This is a genomic window from Novosphingobium sp., assembly GCF_019748365.1.
Taxonomy (GTDB): domain Bacteria; phylum Pseudomonadota; class Alphaproteobacteria; order Sphingomonadales; family Sphingomonadaceae; genus Novosphingobium.
The window spans coordinates 1-18,321 of the sequence record NZ_JAIEPN010000040.1; the positions used below are offsets into that span (position 1 = coordinate 1).

The 18,321-nt window shown below is 67.8% G+C and carries 21 protein-coding genes; 3 read left to right on the forward strand and 18 right to left on the reverse strand.

All coding sequences use genetic code 11. From position 1 onward, the window contains the following. Positions 1-3: 3 nt before the first annotated feature. Positions 4-447 carry a P-loop NTPase fold protein gene (locus K5Q19_RS05805; protein WP_292942104.1) on the reverse strand — a complete coding sequence of 148 codons (444 nt, stop codon included), beginning with the start codon at positions 445-447 and terminating at the stop codon, positions 4-6. A gap of 649 nt (positions 448-1,096) precedes the next feature. Between K5Q19_RS05805 and K5Q19_RS05810 the strand changes: the two genes are divergently transcribed. The 3 genes from K5Q19_RS05810 (at position 1,097) to K5Q19_RS05820 (ending at position 4,313) form a co-directional block, all read left to right on the forward strand. Next, positions 1,097-1,747 carry a helix-turn-helix transcriptional regulator gene (locus K5Q19_RS05810; RefSeq protein ID WP_292942105.1) on the forward strand — a complete coding sequence of 217 codons (651 nt, stop codon included), beginning with the start codon at positions 1,097-1,099 and terminating at the stop codon, positions 1,745-1,747. A gap of 506 nt (positions 1,748-2,253) precedes the next feature. Next, on the forward strand, positions 2,254-3,177 hold the full coding sequence (locus K5Q19_RS05815) for a sensor domain-containing diguanylate cyclase (protein ID WP_292942106.1): 924 nt from the start codon (positions 2,254-2,256) through the stop codon (positions 3,175-3,177). 242 nt (positions 3,178-3,419) lie between these two features. Next, the gene (locus K5Q19_RS05820) at positions 3,420-4,313 is read left to right on the forward strand and encodes a cobalamin B12-binding domain-containing protein (protein WP_292942108.1); all 894 of its coding nucleotides are present in this window, start codon (positions 3,420-3,422) and stop codon (positions 4,311-4,313) included. Positions 4,314-4,363: 50 nt separating this feature from the next. Here K5Q19_RS05820 and K5Q19_RS05825 read toward each other — a convergent pair whose 3' ends face one another. From K5Q19_RS05825 to fliF, 17 genes are all read right to left on the reverse strand, one after another. Beyond that, positions 4,364-4,726, reverse strand: coding sequence for a hypothetical protein (locus tag K5Q19_RS05825; protein WP_292942109.1), 363 nt, complete (start codon positions 4,724-4,726; stop codon positions 4,364-4,366). A 140-nt stretch (positions 4,727-4,866) separates the two neighbouring features. After that, entirely contained in the window at positions 4,867-5,265 is a 399-nt protein-coding gene (locus tag K5Q19_RS05830; protein WP_292942110.1) for a flagellar protein FliS, read from the reverse strand. Continuing rightward, positions 5,244-6,683, reverse strand: a complete 1,440-nt coding sequence (gene fliD, locus K5Q19_RS05835) for a flagellar filament capping protein FliD (protein ID WP_292942112.1) — start codon at positions 6,681-6,683, stop codon at positions 5,244-5,246. Before fliD ends, K5Q19_RS05830 begins: the two co-directional genes overlap by 22 nt. Positions 6,684-6,794: 111 nt before the next feature. Next, positions 6,795-7,928: a flagellar type III secretion system protein FlhB gene (locus K5Q19_RS05840; RefSeq protein WP_292942114.1), complete on the reverse strand. Its 1,134-nt coding sequence runs from the start codon at positions 7,926-7,928 to the stop codon at positions 6,795-6,797. After that, the gene (gene fliR, locus K5Q19_RS05845; protein ID WP_292942116.1) at positions 7,921-8,712 is read right to left on the reverse strand and encodes a flagellar biosynthetic protein FliR; all 792 of its coding nucleotides are present in this window, start codon (positions 8,710-8,712) and stop codon (positions 7,921-7,923) included. Before fliR ends, K5Q19_RS05840 begins: the two co-directional genes overlap by 8 nt. A 10-nt stretch (positions 8,713-8,722) precedes the next feature. Beyond that, positions 8,723-8,995 carry a flagellar biosynthesis protein FliQ gene (fliQ, locus tag K5Q19_RS05850; RefSeq protein ID WP_292942118.1) on the reverse strand — a complete coding sequence of 91 codons (273 nt, stop codon included), beginning with the start codon at positions 8,993-8,995 and terminating at the stop codon, positions 8,723-8,725. Continuing rightward, a complete protein-coding gene (gene fliP / locus K5Q19_RS05855) occupies positions 8,995-9,732 on the reverse strand; it encodes a flagellar type III secretion system pore protein FliP (protein WP_292942244.1) in 738 nt (245 codons plus the stop codon). The genes fliQ and fliP overlap by 1 nt, the downstream gene beginning before the upstream one ends. Before the next feature lie 58 nt (positions 9,733-9,790). Then, the gene (locus tag K5Q19_RS05860) at positions 9,791-10,060 is read right to left on the reverse strand and encodes a flagellar biosynthetic protein FliO (RefSeq protein ID WP_292942120.1); all 270 of its coding nucleotides are present in this window, start codon (positions 10,058-10,060) and stop codon (positions 9,791-9,793) included. After that, the gene (gene fliN, locus K5Q19_RS05865) at positions 10,060-10,320 is read right to left on the reverse strand and encodes a flagellar motor switch protein FliN (protein ID WP_292942122.1); all 261 of its coding nucleotides are present in this window, start codon (positions 10,318-10,320) and stop codon (positions 10,060-10,062) included. Before fliN ends, K5Q19_RS05860 begins: the two co-directional genes overlap by 1 nt. Positions 10,321-10,347: 27 nt before the next feature. After that, positions 10,348-11,232, reverse strand: coding sequence for a FliM/FliN family flagellar motor switch protein (locus K5Q19_RS05870; RefSeq protein WP_292942124.1), 885 nt, complete (start codon positions 11,230-11,232; stop codon positions 10,348-10,350). A gap of 8 nt (positions 11,233-11,240) precedes the next feature. Continuing rightward, positions 11,241-11,846: a flagellar basal body-associated FliL family protein gene (locus tag K5Q19_RS05875; RefSeq protein WP_292942126.1), complete on the reverse strand. Its 606-nt coding sequence runs from the start codon at positions 11,844-11,846 to the stop codon at positions 11,241-11,243. A 30-nt stretch (positions 11,847-11,876) separates the two neighbouring features. After that, positions 11,877-13,193, reverse strand: a complete 1,317-nt coding sequence (locus K5Q19_RS05880) for a hypothetical protein (RefSeq protein ID WP_292942128.1) — start codon at positions 13,191-13,193, stop codon at positions 11,877-11,879. A 42-nt stretch (positions 13,194-13,235) separates the two neighbouring features. Beyond that, positions 13,236-13,667: a hypothetical protein gene (locus K5Q19_RS05885; RefSeq protein WP_292942130.1), complete on the reverse strand. Its 432-nt coding sequence runs from the start codon at positions 13,665-13,667 to the stop codon at positions 13,236-13,238. Continuing rightward, positions 13,664-14,986: a FliI/YscN family ATPase gene (locus tag K5Q19_RS05890; protein WP_292942246.1), complete on the reverse strand. Its 1,323-nt coding sequence runs from the start codon at positions 14,984-14,986 to the stop codon at positions 13,664-13,666. Before K5Q19_RS05890 ends, K5Q19_RS05885 begins: the two co-directional genes overlap by 4 nt. Then, the gene (locus K5Q19_RS05895; protein ID WP_292942132.1) at positions 14,980-15,582 is read right to left on the reverse strand and encodes a FliH/SctL family protein; all 603 of its coding nucleotides are present in this window, start codon (positions 15,580-15,582) and stop codon (positions 14,980-14,982) included. The genes K5Q19_RS05890 and K5Q19_RS05895 overlap by 7 nt, the downstream gene beginning before the upstream one ends. Continuing rightward, positions 15,575-16,591 carry a flagellar motor switch protein FliG gene (locus K5Q19_RS05900; RefSeq protein WP_292942134.1) on the reverse strand — a complete coding sequence of 339 codons (1,017 nt, stop codon included), beginning with the start codon at positions 16,589-16,591 and terminating at the stop codon, positions 15,575-15,577. The genes K5Q19_RS05895 and K5Q19_RS05900 overlap by 8 nt, the downstream gene beginning before the upstream one ends. Next, the gene (gene fliF, locus K5Q19_RS05905; RefSeq protein WP_292942136.1) at positions 16,588-18,321 is read right to left on the reverse strand and encodes a flagellar basal-body MS-ring/collar protein FliF; all 1,734 of its coding nucleotides are present in this window, start codon (positions 18,319-18,321) and stop codon (positions 16,588-16,590) included. The genes K5Q19_RS05900 and fliF overlap by 4 nt, the downstream gene beginning before the upstream one ends.

Below are 18,321 nucleotides of genomic sequence, written 5' to 3' on the forward strand. Positions count from 1 at the left end.
GGTCTAGCAGGACTGGCCCATTTTTAATCCGGTGCTACCGGCCGATCCGTGGCCCCTTTTATTCCCGGTGTTCTCAATCGGGTTTTCAATCCCCTTGAATTTCAGGCCTGCGTTCAGCGCCCGTCCAACAACTTTAGCAGCCTTCGACCCCAGGATCGGATGGGTCGCGGCAAAGATAGCCGTGTCAATTTCAGAGGGGGCATCAACGCCGTAGAGGCTGACGTAGATATATGCTTTCTCGTCATCGAAGAGCTGGGTGAGGATTTGACGTATCAGGAACGTCTTGCCGATACCCCAAGGTCCGCGGATCATCACCGCGTAGCCTGGCGGACTCGTAAGGCTAAGGTAGTAGCGCAGATATTCTCGAATGTGGCGATTGGGATCAACCGCTCCAGGCATCGTCACCATCGAGCCGGGAATGTCGAGCACAGAACCGGGCTTTTTCATCGGATGACTATTCGACACTGCCTTGAAGAGCCGGAATTTGGGTAGCCAATTCACTTGTATGCCCTTTCCACTGATCGATCGTTAACCAATTTCATATCTGTTTTCACTTGGCGTTTCAGCATGGGGGCGCATTCGTGGCCAATGCAGTTGATCATGCCACAAAACATGAGTCGCTGTGGACAATCCGGCAAGCTAGCGAACCTCTTCGAAGGATCGCCGTTGTCACATAAAGTGGCCCAGTAAAACTTGATGAACTTGCGGCAGCTTTCAGGCGCTCCCAATCGCCGAGAGAGCGTCCGCTGTATCGGCGCGTCCCGCCCTACGGACTGTTGCGACCCGAATGACTGCTATTGTCTCGAGATGACGTTCGCGTTGGCCAATCTCAACGGCCGGGTCTGGTCGCAACCCGTCATCGCCCCACGCCCATCAAACCTCCTGGGTGCAGGGGCGATGGCCCCTGCTGTTCTGCCTTCCTTCCCGCCTCCTGAAGGCGCGCCCAGAAGCACGCGCGAGGTCGGTGTTGTGGGGCATCTCAGCACCCATCCGGTAAACCCCAAATGTTGCGCGGGACATCGCATCGCGGGGCGGTGGTAACGCGATCTTAACGGCTTTGGCAGCGATCTGGGGCATGAGGAGAGTGCCCCCTGTCATGCCGATTCCTGCCCATTTTGCAGACCTTCCGATCGATCCGCTTCGCCCGCGCGCGGTGCGGCGGCAGTTGCGGCTGGAGGCGGAGGGGGCGACGGCCTCTGGCCAGTCGGCGCGGGTGCTCATCCACAATGTGTCGACCACCGGGCTGCTGATCGAAAGCGGGGTCGCGCTGGCGGAGGAGGAGCGGATCGAGCTGGTCCTGCCGGACGTGGGCCAGGCCATGGCCCATGTCGTGTGGATGAGCGAGAGCTTCTATGGCTGCCGGTTCGAGATGCCGCTGCCGGCGAGCGCGCTCGATACGCTGGAGCTCTATTCGCGGGTGATCAGCCGTGCGCCTCCGGGCGAAGCGGCGGATACCCTGCCGGTGCGGATCGCGCGGCTGCGCAAGGAGCAGGGGCTGACGCTCGACGCGCTGGCGGCGCTGGTGAACGTGAGCAAGCCGACGGTCTGGGCGTGGGAGCAGGGCAAATCGCGGCCGACTCCCGAACGGATCGCCGCGCTCGCCAAGCTGCTGGGGGTGGAGGAGGAGGAACTCCTCACCGGGCGCGATGGCCACGCGCTGGCCGAGGCGCTGGACCAGGCGCGCCGGGTGGTGGCGGAGGCGTTCGGCGTCGATCCGGGGCGGGTGAAGGTCTCGATCGAGCTTTAGAGCCTGTCCTGATGAGGTGGAGGCATCGTCATCGCGTCAGGAAGCTTCTCGGCAAGGAGCGCCGCGCAGTGCGGGCTGGTAGCCCGTGCCAGCGGCGCGACGCTGTCCGAGGGGCTTCCTGACGCGACCCCGAAGGGGCGGGCCGCTTTTGGCCCATCGCAGCGTTGATCGTCGGTCACTATGGGCCAGCATAGCTCCCTCCTCTCGCCTCGCGCTGGGCCAAAATCGGCTCCGTGCCGATGCCTCCACCTCATCAGGACAGGCTCTAGAAACAACACGGCCGCCGGAGAATCGCTTCACCCCGAATTAACCACTTTTCATCGTGGTGATTCGCTATTATCCCTTTGAAATAGCGGCCAAAAATTAGTCCTGTTAGCTAACTTGCCTAACTTTGGTCGCCCGCTCGGCAAGGGGCGGTTCATGGCGTGTGGCGATCGTTTCGTCCGGGCGGGTCAAGGGGTGCTTGGCGGCGCGGCCGGGGGGCGGTCCTGACGGGGCAAGGGTGCATGCGGGCGGAATTCACGACGAGAGAGCGGTTGGCGGCCTATGGCCTGCTGGCCAACCGCTCGACCGATATCATCCTCAAGACCGATGGGCGGGGCTTTGTGCTCGCGGCCTCGCCGGCGCTGGAGGCGCTGGGGCTGGCGCCGGGGGCGATGCTGATCGGGCCGCATGTGCGCGACCTTGTCCACCCCGCCTGGCGCGCGCTGATCGAGGAGGAGCTCTCTCATGCGCTGGCGGGCGAGGGCAGCGAGGACTGGCTGGAGATCCGCACCGCGCACGAGGGGCGCCAGGGGCCGTGGTTCGAGTTTCAGGTGCGGCCGATGCCCGATCAGAGCGGGCAGATCGACGGCGCGCTGGTGGTGATGCGCTGCATTGCGAGGCGCAAGTCGCTGGAGGAGCGGCTGTTTGCGGCGGAGTATACCGATCCGCTGACGCGGCTGACCAACCGGATCGCGTTTGTCGCGATGCTCGACCATCTGGTGGCGCGGCCGCATCGGGCGGCGCTGGCGTTGTTCGATATCGATCACTTCATGCGGCTGAACATGCGCTTTGGGCAGAATGCGGGGGACGACCTGCTGGTGGCCTTCGCCGGGCTGCTGCGGGCGATGACGCGCAGCGACGACATCATCTCGCGCGTGGGGGGCGAGCGCTTTGGCGTGATCATGCCGGGGCTGCTGCCGGAAGAGGCGGCGGCGGCCTGCATGCCGATCGTGGACACCTTTGCCGAAGCGGGGCGGGCGACGCTGGGCGGGACTTGTGCGGTTTCAACCAGCGTGGGGATCGCGGGGATCGCGCTATCGGCGGACAACACGGTCAGGCAGGCCGAGCTGGCGCTGTTTCTGGCGAAGGCCAAAGGGCGATCGCGGATCGAGACGAGCGCGAGGGGCGCGGGCGGCGGCGCCATGCGCAGTCTGCCGCCGGGCTGAGGCGCGCCGGTCCAGACCCCGCAGGATGGGGCCTCGGGCCCGTCCGGCGAGGGCTGGCGCATTATTTTTCATTGCCACCGCGCGGCGCCCGCTCCCTCCGGCCGCAGAAATCCGCGGCCTGCGGCGCGGCGGCATAAAGGGCAGCGGATATTCCGGGAAACAGCGCTCGACAGGGTGGGTCCGATGTGGTGTTTTTGCGCTAACGACTCGTAAACATTTGCGAGCGTTGGGAGATTTTCGCCATGGGACGGGCGGCAAGGGTTGCGATGCCGGTGGTTGACCGGAGAGGGCTGGAGAGGTTGGAGACGCATTTCGTCTCACCCGAAGTCTATCGCCGGGATGATGTGGCCGTGCGCCAGGCGCGGCTGGCCGAGGTGGTGGCGGAGCGGATCATTCCGCAGCTGCTGCGGCTCCATAGCGATATCCTGCCCGATGCCCCGCCGGTCGAACTGGTAGTCGAAGCACTGGCGCCGAGCAGTGCGGATATCTCGGGCCTGGCGCATATCGTGCTGGGGAGCGACCTTGAAGCGGCGGTTTCCTACGTGCTGGTGCTGCGCGACCGCGGGCTTTCGCTGGAAACGCTGTTCGTCGAACTGCTCGAACCTGCCGCGCGCTATCTGGGCCAGCTGTGGGACAAGGATGAATGCGATTTCATCGACGTGACCTTGGGCGTGGCGCGGCTGCAGAAGCTGCTGGCGACGTTCAACGGATCGCACATGCTGCCCGGTCTCGACAATCGGCGGCAGGTGCTGATGGCGATGACGCCGGGGGACCAGCACTCGTTCGGCGCGAGCATGGTGCGGCGCTTTCTGGAAGGCGCGGGCTGGGACGTGACATCCGCGTTCGACCGCAGCGCCGCCGAAATCGCCAAGGCAGCCAGCGCGCAGTGGTATGCCGTGGCAGGGCTTACAGTCGGCTCTGAGCGCTCGCTCCCCGCGCTGGAGGAGACGATCCGGCTGATCCGCCGGGAATCGCGCAACCAGATGATCGGCGTGATGGTGGGCGGCCCGGTGTTCACCGCCAACCCCGCGCTGGCGCTGGAAGTGGGCGCCGATGGCACGGCGGCCAATGCGCCGACAGCGGTGCTGATGGCGCAGAAGCTGTTCGACGAGATTGCGCTGAAGATCGCGGACTGAGGTCAGTTCGCAGCATTCGGACTGCTGGCCTGCAGCAAGATGGGCCGATGTCAGGCTGCTCTGATCAGTGCCAGAATGTTGAGCGCTACGGACACTCCTAAAAGTGCGGTAAGCGAAATCAACCACTTCTGGTGAATGGCCACGCGCTGGGCAGCTGCGGTATGCGACGCCGTCAGTTCTTCGATCAGACCGGCGATCTGGGAGATGTTCTCCCCATTCTTGAGAATATCGGTTTCGATCCGGGCAAGTCTAGCAACGTCATCGCCGTCACCGTTTGCTGTCGTGACGAGAGCCTTTGCGTTCTGTGGCCCCCTGATGGACCGAACCAGGCTTGATGCGCTCCTTGCAAGCTTTGGAGCCTGCTCCAGAACCTTTGCCCAAGGAACGGATGCCAAAGCTGCGGTCCACGCCATTCATAAAGTCCTATCAGGTTGCGCGCCTAGCTAACTCAGCCCTCGCGCGCAAATCCAGTCCTGACCAGAGATAAACTTGGGTCATTGTCCCTGCTATACCGATCCAAAGTTCGCAGGTTGCGAGTTTGAGGGTGCGGAGCTCAGTTCGCGGTGCCCAGCATCGCCTCGCGGATGTCCAGCAGATCGGTGCGGATCGTTTCCAGCTGGGGCGCATCGAAGCGCAGGGCGTTGTCGAGGATGCTGCGGCGCGCGGCCTGATAGAGCTGGAGCAGCGGGGCGCCGACGGGGTTGGTGGAATCGACGCCGAGTTCGAGCGCGGTGATCGCGGCGACGGCACGGGTGAGCGCGGCGCTCTTGGCGGCGTTGTCGCCATGCTCCTGCGCATAGATCGCGCGGCCAAGCGAGCCTGCGGCCTGTTCGAGGCAGAGCGCGACCAGCTGCAGCGAGCTGGCGCCCTTGACGCGCGCATCGAAATCGACGCGGCGGTAGGTTTCTCCGGGATCGCGGCGCAGCAGCATCAGTTGTTCTTCCCGTTCCATGCATCAATCTGGGCCTGCAGGAACGACAGCGTCGATTTCGAGCCGCTGATGTTCGTATCGAGCTTGGCGAAGCGCGAGACGAGACGCTGGCGCAAGTCTTCTTGCTTGGTCTCCATCGTGGTCCTCTGCGTGCCGAGCGTGGTCTGCAGCTTGGTGAGCCGGGCGATCGTTCCGCCGAGCGAGGATGGGTCGCTGCTCGACGAGACGCTGCGGGCCATTTTGTCGAAGGTGGCGTAGACGCCGAAGAGCCCGGTGGTGAACATGGCGCCGGTGCCGATCGGATCGCGCTTCACCGTGGCGGCGAGCCGCTCGGCATCGAGCGTGAACGTGCCGTCGCGATTGGTCCTGAGGCCGAGGTCGGCCAGCGTGGTGGGGGCGCCGGTGGTGTTGGCGGGCATAACCTGCGCGCTGGCCAGCGTGGTCAGCTGGCGGCGCAACGCGCGCGCGCCGGGATCGTTGCTGAGCGCGCCGGTGGTGGGGTTGGTATCCTTGTTGAGTTCGGAGACCATCTCGTTGAGCGCGGAGGTGAGGTCCTGCATCGCGCTGGTGATGGCGGCGCCCGGATCGCTGTAGCTGATCGTGGTGGGGGCGCCGGGATTGGTGCCGGTGAGCTTGAGCGAGAGGCCGGGCGCGGCATCGGTGATGGTGTTGGTCTTCGAGGTGCGCGCAACGCCATCGAGGATATAGGCCGCATCGGTGGCGGGCGTCTTGAGCCGGGTGAGGTTGGTTGCCGGATCCCACGCCAGTGCTGCAAGCCCTGGGTTTGCGGGATCTTCGGTGGCTTCCAGCTTGAAGCCGTTGGCGGCGCCATCCTCGCCCTTCAGCACGAGCTGCGGGCCGCTGGCGCCGGGGGCAACATAGGCGGTGACGCCGGTGCCTCTGGCGTTGATCGCACTGGCGACGTCATCGAGCGTGGCGCCGGCGGCAATGGTGATATCGACCTGCGCGCGCGATGCATCTGCCGTGAAGGTGTTGCCCACGACGGTGCCGAAGCGCAGCGTGAGCGTGCCCGCGCCGACCGGTGTGGTCTCGCTGGCGAGCGCGGGGGAGACCAGTGTCTGTGCCTTGGCCAGCGAGGTGACTTCGAGGGTGCTGGTGCCGCGACCGGTAGCGGCGCCCTTGCTGACTTGCGCGATGCTGGCGTTCGTGATCTGCGGCGTGGCGGCAAGATCGCCGGTGCGCACGCGGTCACCGAGCGAGGAGGCGAGGCTGGAGATCATGCTCCTGAGCGTGGAGGCCGAGGAGATCTGGCTGGTGATCCTGTCAGACTTCGCGGTGATCTGATCGAGCCGCGCGGCAAATTGTGCGGCGGCGAGCTGTTCCGCCAGCTGCGACATGTTGATGCCGCTGCCCGCGCCAAGCGTCGACACCAGATTGGCGGTGGCCGAAGTCGAAGAGGTGGCGGAGGTGCTGGCCATGCTTTCCAGAACGGCGGATTCTCAGCGGGGTTTAGGGGCGGCTGTACCAGTTCTCGACTTTTGTCCCTCGACTTCGCTCGGGACGAACGGGGGAAGGCGGAGCGATCGGAATCACGCTGCCTCGGGCCGACCTTCGGCGTCGAAACGCAGTTCGAGCGGGACATCGACTTGCGGCTGCGGCGGGGTATCGCCGCGCTTCAGCGCCAGAACGAAGGCGAGCACGGCGGCGACGGCGGCATAGAGCTCCTCGCGGATCATCTGGTTCTCGCGCGTGGTGAAGTAGACCGAGCGGGCGAGCGCGGGGGAGGAGAGCGTGGGGACGGCCATTTCGGCGGCCATTTCGCGCATTGCGAGCGCCTTTTCGCCACGGCCCTTGGCAAGCACCACGGGGGCGGGGGCCTCTTCCGGATCGTAGGCGAGCGCGACGGAATAGTGCGTCGGGTTGGTGATGACGAACTGGGCTTCCTTCATGGCGGAGGCGAGGCCGCCCATGGCGATCTGGCGCTGGCGCTGGCGGATCGCGGCCTTGCGTTCCGGCGAGCCTTCGCTTTCCTTGTTCTCGTCCTTGAGGTCCTGCAGCGACATCCTGAGGCGCATCATGCGGCGCAAGTACTGCACGGGGTAATCGGCGAGCGCGATGACGACGAGCCCGCCGCCGAGTGCATAGAGCAGCGCGAGCAGTGCGTCCCAGCTGTAGGCAAGCTGGCCGCGCAGTTCTCCGCCGCCAAGGCCGACGATTTCGGCGAGGCGCCCCTTGACCCAGACGTATGCAATGGTGCCGAGAAGCAGCAGCTTGGCGAGGCCCTTGGCGAGCTCGATCCAGCCTTGCGGGCCGAACATGCGCTTGAGGCCGGAGAGCGGATTGAGGCGCGAAGCCTTGGGTGCGAGGTTGTCGCCGACCCAGCGGCCCTCGCCGAGGCCGAGCTGGGAGATCAGCGCAGCGGCCATGAGCAGGCCGCCGAGAGTGAGCACGGGCGGCAGCGCGGTGAGCAGTGCGGCGTAGATGAGGGGGGCGGCATCGAAGCGGTCGAGGCTGGCGCGGTCCCACGTCAGGCCGGTGCGCGCGGTGCGGCCGAGGCTGTCGAGCAGCCAGGGGCCGGCGAACTGCAGCCATGCCGCGCCGCCGAGCACACTGATCGCAATGCCGAGTTCGCGCGGGCGCAGGACATCGCCGTTCTTCGCGGCGTCCTTGCGGCGCTTTTCGGTGGGGGCGAAGGTCTTTTCGCCCGGAGTTTCCTCAGCCACTTGCGGGCCTTACGAGCTGGGCGGCCTGCGACACGGCGGCGAGCGAGATGTCGCTGAGCTTGTCGGTGAGCAAGGGCGCGGTGAGGATCAGTGCGGCGATCCCGGCAAGGACGCCCGCGGGGAGGCCGAGCGCGAAGAGATTGAGGCTGGGGGCGGAGCGGCTGATCACGCCGGTCATCACTTGCACGAGCAGCAGGAGCAGCGTGACGGGGAGCGCGATGGCGATGGCGGCGGTGAACATCTGCGTGCCGAACCCGGCGACCAGCATCATGCGATCGGGCGTGAACCACGCGGCGCCGGGCGGGAAGGCGCTGTAGCTTTCGACGATCAGCGCGAACCAGGTGAGGTGCGCGCCGAGGCCGAGGAACAGCACCGTGAGCAGCACCGAGAAATACTGTCCCATCACCGGCGAATGCGCGCCGCTGACGGGATCGGCGGTGGCGGCGATGCTCATGCCCATCGAGCCGCCGATGACCTCGGCAGCCATGAGCGGGGCCGCGAAGCTCCATTGCAGGACGAACCCGAGCGACAGGCCGATGAGGATCTCCTGCGCGGTGATGAGCAGGCCCGAAAGCGTGAACAGCGCAGGGGGAGCGGCGACCGGGGTCCAGGCGCAGATCATGATGGCGACCGCGCCCGCGAGGCTGACGCGCAGCTGCATGGGTACGGAATTCGCGCCGAACAGTGGGGCGGCAAGCAGCGCGGCGCCGATGCGCGTCATGACGAAAAGCATGCGCCAGAACTCGGCCTCCAGCGCGCCGAAGCCGAAGTGGAGGGCGATCATGGCGCGGTCCTCATTTCCCCGTCTGTGCGATCTGGGCGAAGATTTCGACGAGGAAATCGCCGATCAGACCCATCATCGCGCCGCCCAGCAGCACCAGCACGAGCGCGATGGCGGCGAGCTTGGGGACGAAGGTGAGCGTCTGCTCGTTGATCGAGGTGGCGGCCTGCACCACGCCGACGACAAGGCCGACGGCAAGGCTGGCGAGCAGGACCGGCGCGGCGACCAGCGCGGTGACCCAGAGCATGCGATCAGCCAGCGCGAGGAGGGCGGAGGTATCGTTCATCAGCCGAAACTCGCGGCAAGACTGCCCATCAGGAGCGCCCAGCCATCGACGAGGACGAAGAGCAGCAGCTTGAACGGCAGCGAGACTATCGTGGGGGACATCATCATCATGCCGAGGCTCATCAGCACCGAGGAGACGACGAGATCGATCACCAGGAACGGCAGGAACAGCATGAAGCCGATCTGGAACGCGGTCTTGAGTTCGCTCGTCACGAAGGCGGGAAGGAGTATCGAGAAGGGGACGTCCGCCGTGCGGGCGAACTTGGGGGCTTTGGCCATCGTGGCGAACATCTGGAGATCATGCTCGCGCGTCTGGCGGATCATGAAGGCATGGAATTCGGTGCCGGCAGACGCGATGGCCTGCTCGGCATTGATCGTGCCGGCGGAATAGGGCGCAATCGCGTTGGCGTTCACCTTGTCGAGCGTGGGGGCCATGATGAACAGCGAGAGGAACAGCGAGAGGCCGATCAGCACCTGATTGGGCGGCGACTGCTGGAGCCCGAGTGCCTGCCGCAGGATCGCGAGGACGACGAGAATGCGGGTGAAGCTCGTCATCATCAGCACGAGGCTGGGGAGGATGGTGAGCAGCCCCATGATGAGGAGCAGCTGGAGCGAGAGCGAGAGCGAGCCGTTCGACTGCGCACCGGCGATCTGGCCGAAGGCGCGGTCGAGCGCGCCGGGGATGGCGGTACCGGTGGGGGCGGCGGCGGGGGCGAGATCGGCGGCGTGGGCGGGCAGCGCGATGGCCAGCGCCAGGAATCCGGCAATGGCGAGGAGGGGTTTGAGCTTCACCGGATCAGTCCTCGGCACCAACGCGGGCGGGCACTTCGGCGAGGCGGACGAGGCCCTGCCTGGTGGCCGAGACGAGGATCTCGCGGCCGCGGAATTCGAGCACCGCGATACGCTGGCCGGGGCCGAGCCACTGCGTTTCGATGATCTTCACCGACTTTACACCGCCAGTGGGGCTGAAGCGCTTTTCCATCCGCTTCGCGAACCTGAGGCTGGCCCAGGCAAGGCCTGCGATCAGCGGCAGGACGACGGCGAGCTTGAGCAGGTACCAGAGCATCAGCCCTGCCCTTCCTGCCCGACGAGCTCGACGATGCGCAGGCCGAAGCGCTCGCCCTGCGCCACGACTTCGCCGCGCGCGATGAGCTTGCCGTTGACCATGACGTCGAGCAGCTCGTCGGTCAGCCGGTCGAGTATGACGACGCTTTCCTCGGTGAGCGAGAGCACGTCCTTGAGCTTCATTTCGGTGCGGCCAAGTTCGACAGTGAGGCGCACGTCGACATCCTTGAGGAATTCGAGGCCGCGGGTCTGGAAAGTCATGTTGGCATCCTGGGATGGGCCGCCGGATCAGGCGAGCTGGGTGAGTTGAAGGGCGACGCGATCATCCACCGCGCCGACGCTGCCGTGGCCGACGAGCGCTTCGCCGATGCGCAAGGGCACGCTGCGCGCGACGGGGACGGCGAGGACTTGCCCGACTTCGAGCGCCGAAAGCGTGGCGAGCGGAAGCGGCACATCGACGAGCACGGCGCGCACGCGAAGCGGCATGTCGGCGAAGGGGGGCGTGCGCGGATCGGCGGGCGTTGCTGCGCGGACCGGTTTGGGCGCGGGGCGCGCGGCGCCGACAAGTTCGGCGAGCGCGGCCAGAGGAAAGCCGAGCCGCAGGGTCCATGCCGGCCGCGCGCCTTCGCGGATCGTGAAGCTGAGCGCGGCGAGCTGGGTGTTTTCGGTCAGAGCGGCCAGTTCGGCCATCGAGGCGGCGCGGCGCAGCGCGCGGATCGGGCCATCGAGGCCAAGCGCGGCGGCAAGCGGCGGGCCGACCAGCATTTCGATGCGCTGGACCATGAGTTCGGCGGACAGCGGCAGTTCACGCGGGAGCGGGGAGGGTGCTTCGCCCGGGCCGCCGAAGGCGCGGTCCAGCAGACGCAGCACAGTCTCGCCCTCGACGCAGGCCAGCAGCGGCTGGGCATCGGCATTGGCCGAGAGGAGGCTGATCGAGACGAGGCCGGGCGGTGCGAACTTCGCCGCAGTCAATTCTTCCGGCGCACCGCACTCGACCATCGCCGCCTCGCCGCCGTGGACTGGTGCCAGCGCGAGGCGCAGCTTGCGCGCCAGTTGCTCGCCCGCGCGCGCGAGTACAGGCAGCAGCTCGGCCGCGGCGGGGGCCGGGCGGAGCAGCGCCGCGCTGTGGCGGGCGAGCGGCCTTTGGGCGATGAGGGAGCGCTCGGGCTTCATCGGGTGGCTTACTGGACGATGAAGGTCTTGAAATAGACGGCATCCACCCCGCCAAAGCCTTCGGAATCGGTGAGCACCTTGTTGATCGTGGCAACGAGGCGCTTCTGCAGGCGGGTCTTGCCCTCGGCGGACTGAACTTCCTCACCCGGCGTATCGGCGATGGCGGTGAGCAAGGCGGAGCGAATGGCAAGCTCGTGCTTCTGCAGCCACATGATCACGCGGTAATCGCGGTGGGTGGAGCAGGCGAGGCTGACCTGCACCAGCAGGTCCGAATCCTTGAGATTCGAGGTGAAGTCTTCCGAGAAGCTGAAATAGGCCGTGCGGTATTCGCTGCCGCCCTCGCCATCGACTTCATGACCGCCGCCGCCTTCCTCGCCGTGGCCGCCTTCCTTGGGGGCGGGAGCGTAAGGGTCCTCCTCGCCCTTCCTGATGAGCTTGGGGTTCTTGTCCTCATGGCCTTCGCCGTGCGCGCCGCCGCCGATGATCCCGGCAGCAACAAGGCCATAGGCCCCGCCGCCACCGACGCCGAGCAGCGCGGCCGCCGCGCCGATCTTGAGCAGCATGCCGCCGCCCTTCTTCTTGGGCTTGGCGTCCTTGTCCTTCTTGTCGCTCATCGGGGGTCCTTACGGGTCTCGAAAATGGGGTCAGGCGAAGATGCCGCCGCGGCGCTCGTCAGCGGGCGCGGACGGGCGGGCCGGGTTGGCGGCGGGCTGGGAAGCGGGTGCGGCGGCGCCGTGGCGCTGCTGGCCGGTGCCGGGCTGGCTCTGGCCCTGACTTTGGGCTTGCGCGGAGCTTTGGCCTGGCGTTTCGGGAGCAGGGGCCATGCGTGCGGGTTCCGAGGTCGCGGCGGCGTGTGCCGCAGCGACGGCAGGGGCGAAGGTCGGATCGGGGCTCGCCATCGCGACCGAAAGGCCGGCGGCATCGCCTTCGATGCGCAGCGAGATGCGGCCGAATTCCGCGTGATGCATGGCGACGGAAACCGGGCCGGCGGGTTCCAGCCCATCGCGCGCGCGGGCGATGGAATCGACGAGCTGATCGAAGCTGATCGGCTGCGGTGCAGGCGCAGCGGAGGCTGTTGCGGCTGGCGTGGTCGCGGGGGCGAGGGACTGCTGGGCCTGCCCGAGCGCACCGGCTGTTTCGGGAACCGGCAGCGCGGCGCCGTTCGCGGCGGAGAGCGTGCGATCAGCCTCGACGCGGAGCTTGCGCGGGGCGGCACGATCAGCGGTGGGCGTGCCGGTCAGCGCGGCGAGCGTGGAAGGCTGCGCGCGGGCGGCGGTCTGCGTGGCGGTATCGGGCGCGACTGCCTCGGGCGTGGCGGTCGGCGCCGCGGGTTCGGCTGCCGCCTCGCGTTCGAGTACGAGCGCGGCGACGGCGAAAGCGGCGGGGTGCGCGGTCTGCACGGCGGGCGCAGCGGCTTCGGGCGCGCGCGGCGTGGCGGGCCCTGTCGTGGGAGCGGGTGTGGGAGAGCTGGGCGCCCCGGTCCGCGCGGTGGTGGCGGTGGGCGCAGGCAAGGGCAACGTGGCGCCGCTGGGCAGGGATAGCGCAACCAGCGCGATGGCCGCCTCGGGCTCCCCATCGGCGGGGGTCACGGCAGGTGCGGCAGTTTCATCGTGCTCGCTGCCGGCGTCATTCACGGCCTGCGCGATGGCCAGCGCGAGAAGGGCGGCAGGCGTTGCGGCAGACTTTTGCCGGTGGGGCGGCAAGGTCTTGCCGGTATCGGCAGCGGCTTCTGGCGCATCGGTGGCGACAGGTGCGGCATCAGGTTTGGCCGAGGGCGCGGCTTGCGGGGTTTGCGGATCACGCGGAGCCTCGTCCGCGCTGGGGGCTTCCCGCGCGAGATGGGCCGCAAATCCGGGGGTATCGGATGCGCGCGGGCCATTCGCCGCCGGTGCAGGCGCGGCATCGCGCGTCCGATCGGGCGCGGCGGTGCGGGGGAGCAGGGCGGGGGCAGGCGCGGTCATGGCAGGCAGCGGTCCTTGGCGGGCAGGTGTGGTTAACGGCTGCTATTCAAGAGGCGTGCCAAGCGGGCTCGATGGTTTTGCCGGATGCGTATTTTCTGCGGCTTTGCGGGCGATGCGCTGCTGCGCGGCCTCGATCCGCTCGTCCACTGCGGCGCGGCGGCGTTCGGCCTCGGCAGCTTCGGCGGCTCGGGCATCGGCGGCCTGGCGCGCGCGGACGAGATCGGCGGCGGTCTGGTCGGCGATGCGGGTAAGGCCGGAAACGAACTGCCGGGTCTGGCGCAGGTCCGCTCCGGTGTGGGCATCCCGGCGCAGGCGATAGGCTTCGATGAGGGCGGCAGTGCGGGCTTCGAGATTGGCGACCTGTGCAAGGGTCTGCTCGGCGCGGGCGGCTTCGGCGAGCGCGGTCTGGCGGGCGATTCCGCGCAGGCGCTCGAGGCGGCGCAGGCGCTTGAGCTTGGTCTTGTCCGTGCTCATGCAGCCATCAGCGCGGCGAGTTCAGCAATGCTGCGGTCCATCGGCACGACTTCGCGCTGGGGCTGGCTGAGGAACTGCGTGAGCGCGCCGTGCATGGCGATGGCGCGGTCGAGCTGCGGATCGGCGCCGGCGCGGTAGGCGCCCATGAGGACGAGATCGCGGTTGGCTTCGTAATTGGCGATGAGCGCGCGGAAGGCGCGGGCGTCGGCCTGGTGGAGCGGATCGACGATATCGTTCATCACGCGGCTGAGGCTCGCGGCGATGTCGATCGCGGGATATTGGCCGCGCTGGGCGAGATCGCGGCTGAGCACGATATGGCCATCAAGGATGGCGCGGGCGGTATCGACGACGGGGTCGTCCTGATTGTCGCCGTCGGCCAGCACGGTGTAGAGCCCGGTGACCGAGCCGCCGCTGGCCGCCGAATTGCCCGCGCGTTCGACCAGCTTGGTGATCGTGGCGAGCGCGGAGGGCGGATAGCCGCGTGCCGCGCCGGGTTCGCCGAGCAGGAGCGCGATCTCGCGCCCGGCGTGGGCGACGCGGGTGAGGCTGTCCATGATCAGCAGGACCTGATGCCCGGCGGCGCGGAAGTATTCGGCCATGGAGGTGGCGAGCATCGCGCCGCGAATGCGCAAGTTGGGGGCGTGATCGGCGGGGACGGCGACCACCACGGAGCGCGCGCGGCGGGGCCCGGACATGTGCTTCTCGACGAAATCGGAGACTTCGCGCGCGCGTTCGCCGATCAGGCCGACAATGACGATTTCGGCTTCGGTGCCGTGGGCGATCATGTCGAGCAGCACCGACTTGCCGACGCCCGAGCCCGCCATCACGCCGATGCGCTGGCCGACGCCGAAGGTGGTGAGCGCGTTGAGCGCGCGCACGCCGACGTCGAAGGGTTCGCGCACGGGGGCGCGGTCGAGCGCGCTGCCGCGAATGCCGCCCGAAGGCCATTCAGCGCGGGCGGCGATGGGCGGGCCGCCATCGATGGGGAGGCCCTCGCCATCGACCGCGCGGCCAAGGAAAGCCTCGCCGACGGGGAGCATGCCGGGCTTGCCTTCGGGGCGGACGCGCGCGCCGGGGCGGAGGAGCACGGTATCGCCGAGCAGCATCATCAGCATGCGCCCGGCGCGAAAGCCGATGGTTTCGGCGAGCAATGAGCCTGAGCCATGGGCGATGCGGCACTGCGCGCCGATGGGGAGCGAAAGGCCGCTGACTTCAAGCAGGCCGCCATCGCAGGCGGTGACGAGGCCATAGCGGCGCGGGGCGAAATCGGGTTGGGCATCCTCGCAGCGGGCGAGGAGGGGGATCGCGGTGTTCAGCATGCCGAGAGTGCATCGCTGAGGGCGCGTTGCCATGTGCCGGGGCCATCCTCGACGCCGCCGGCGGTGCCTTCGATGCGCAGGGCGCCGCGTTCGAGGGCGGGGTCGGGTTCGAAGTGCCAGTCTTCAGGGAGACGGGCAGCGAGAAGTGCGAGGTCTTCGGGGTGGAGGCGGATCACGCGTTCGTCGCCTGCGCGGGCGAGCATGGCGGCGGCGATGCGGACGCGGGCGGCGAGGGCTTCCGGATCGGCGGCGTATTCGGCGAGCAGCGGGGCGCAGAGCGCGAGGACAGTATCGCGAAGGCGCGCTTCGAGTTCGCGGGTGAGGTCGGCGTCGAGGCGTCCGAAGGCAAGTTCGAGTTTGGTGCGGGCGGCGTCCTGGGCGGCGATGGCTTCGGAGAAGGCGGCTTCGGCATCGGCGGCGCCCTGTGCGTAGCCGGCGGCAAAGGCGCGAGTCTCGGGGGCTTCCTCCGGCTCGGCGGGGGGGACTTCGGGTGCTGGATCGATAAATGGGGACTGTCCCCATTTATCGCGGCGGGTGAAGCCGGTGCTGCCGCCTCCGAGTTCGGCGAGCGAGAGCGCGCGGATGGGCTCAGACATAGTCGTCGTCGCCCGCGCCGAACACGATCACGCCTTCCGCGGCGAGGCGGCGGGCGGCGGTGACCACGGCCTTCTGCGCCTCTACCACTTCGGCCATCTTCATGCGGCCGCGCGACTCGATCTCGTCGCGCACGCCTTCCGCCGCGCGGCTCGACATGGCGCTGAAGAAGCATTCGCGGGCGTCGGGCGCGATGCCCTTGAGCGCGGCGATGAGCGTATCGGAATCGACTTCGCGCAGAAGCGAGCCCATCGATTTGGAGTCTAGCACGAAGAGGTGCTCGAACTTGAACATCTCGTTCTCGATGGCCTTGGCGAGTTGTTTGTCCTGCTTGGCGATCTCGGGCATGACGCGCTTCTCGACCGCGCGGACCGAGGCGTTGATGATATCGGCCGCCTCGCGCGGGCCGCCCATGGTGAGCGCGGCGCTACCGTGGCATTCGGTGATGCGCTGGGCGAGGAGGTCTTCCAGCATGGCGATGGCTTCGGGCGCGACGGGGCCCAAGGTGGCGATGCGCTGGATGACTTGCGGCTGGAGCGCATCGGGCAGGGCATGGAGCACGCCTGCGGCGACATCGGGATCGAGCTGGACAAGCAGCACGGCAAGCGCCTGCGGATGCTCGCCCTGCACCAGCGGGACCAGCGCATGCGGGGTGAGCCAGCGCGCGAGTTCGAGGCTGGAGCCGGGGCGCGGCGCATCGGGGGCGATGCGCTGCATGAGGTTGTCCGCCTTGAAATCGCCCACCGCGTGGGTCATCAGATGGCGCACCTGCACGACCCGGTCATTGGCGCCGATGGTGACGGCCGCGGCGTTGTCGACGAAGCCCTGCAGGGCCTGCGTGATCGCTTCGGCATCGATCTCGCCGATCTCGCACATCTTCGCGCCGAGCAGGCGCAGCTCGGCGGGTTCGAGCTGCGAAAGAAGCGCGGCGGCGTGGTCGTCGTCGAGCAGCATCATCATGACGGCGGCGCGGATGGGGCCGCTGATTTCCGGTGGAGCCTCGGTGGTCATTCCGTTCCCTCGGGCGCGGGTTCGTTGAGGAGCTGGCGCAGGGCGTTGAGCGCGCTGTCGGGCTGTTCGACGACGATGCGCTGGGCAACACCGACCTGGCGGTTGAGCGCATCGGGATCGATCTCGCCGGTTTCAGGATCGATGATCGGCTCGATGCGCTGGATCTTCTTGCGCCGGCGGCGGACGGGGCCTTCGGCGCCATCCTCGCCTTCTTCGAGAGCTTCGTCATCCTCTGCGGCCGAGGCGGCTTCATTGGTCGCCGCGACAGCGGGCGCCGGATCGCGCTTCAGCGCCTTGATCAGCGGACGCACGCCGAGGAGCAGGGTGAGGAGCACGGCAATCAGCGCGACGGCATTGCGCACGATCATCGCGAACCACGGGGTTTCCCAGAAGGCGGGCGGGGTGACCGCGACGGGGCTGAAATTGCGCACGACAACTGCAACCTGATCGCCGCGCGCGGTATCGGCACCGACTGCGGCGGCGACGAGCTGCTTGATCTGGTCGATCTCGGCGGGCTTGGCCTTGGCCATGATCGCGCCGGACAGCGCGACAGCCACGGAAAGCCGCTTGATCTTGCCGGGGGTCTGGTTGGTGACGGCGACCTCGCGGCCGAGTTCGTAAGTGCGCGCGGAGGAGCTTTCGCCGGTGGTGGTCGGCGTGGCGGCAGGGCTGGGCGTGGCGCCGGGGGTGGGCTGGGCACCGGGGGTGGGCTGGGCACCGGGGGCGCCGGGCTGCGCGGTGGTGGGGGGCGGCGGGGTGTTGGAAAGGACGCCGGGGACACCCACGGCGCTGCCGGGGCCGGTCCCTTGCGAGGCGGACTGGGTTTCGCTGCGGACGACGCCCTGCTTGTCATAGCTTTCGCGCGCGGAGGTGAGCTGGTCCATATCGAGATCGACCTGGATCTCGCTGGAGAAATTGCCCTCGCCAAGCATGGGTGTGAGCAGCTGGGAGACCTGGCTGCGCAGTTTTTCCTCCATGCGCGATTGCAGATCGAGCCGGTCGGTATCGCCGGGGCGCGCGGAGGAAAGCAGGCGGCCGTGCTGGTCGATCACCTTGACCGCATCGACGGAAAGCGACGGGACCGAGCCGGCGACGAGATTGACGATGGCGCTGACCTGGCTGTCTGCCAGCTGCCGCCCGCGCGCGAGCTTGACCATGACCGAGGCGGTAGGGGCGGCATTCTCGCGCACGAAGACGGACTTTTCCGGCTCGGCGAGGTGGACCCGCACGGCCTCGACGCCGTCGATTTGCATGATCGTCAGTTCGAGTTCGCGCTCGCGTGCGGCGAGGAGGCGTGTCCCCTCGAGCGTGCGGCTGGCGCCCATCGGCAGCTTGTCGAGCATCTCCGCGCCGGTTTCCGGCGTGGCGAGTGCGCCATCGGAGGCAGCGACCATGCGGGCCTTGTAGAGATCGTTCTCGCCCACGGTGACGGCACCGGTGGCGTTGTCGATGGTGTAGCTGATCGAGGCCTTGTCGAGCGCGGCGACGACTTCGGCGCGCTCGCTGTCGCTGAGGTCGCTGTAGAGAATGCGCTGCGGGGCGGGGGCCATGGCGAGATAGAGCAGCGCTGTGAGGCCCGCTGCAGAAACGCCCGCGAACCACGGCAGCGCGCGGCGCACCGGGGGCTGAGCGATGAACGCGCCCGTCCGTGCGAGCAGGCTGCCGCCCGCGGCATCGGTGAGCGGAGCGAAGATGGAAAGGCTGGGCGCAGGAGCAGCAGGATCAGCCAT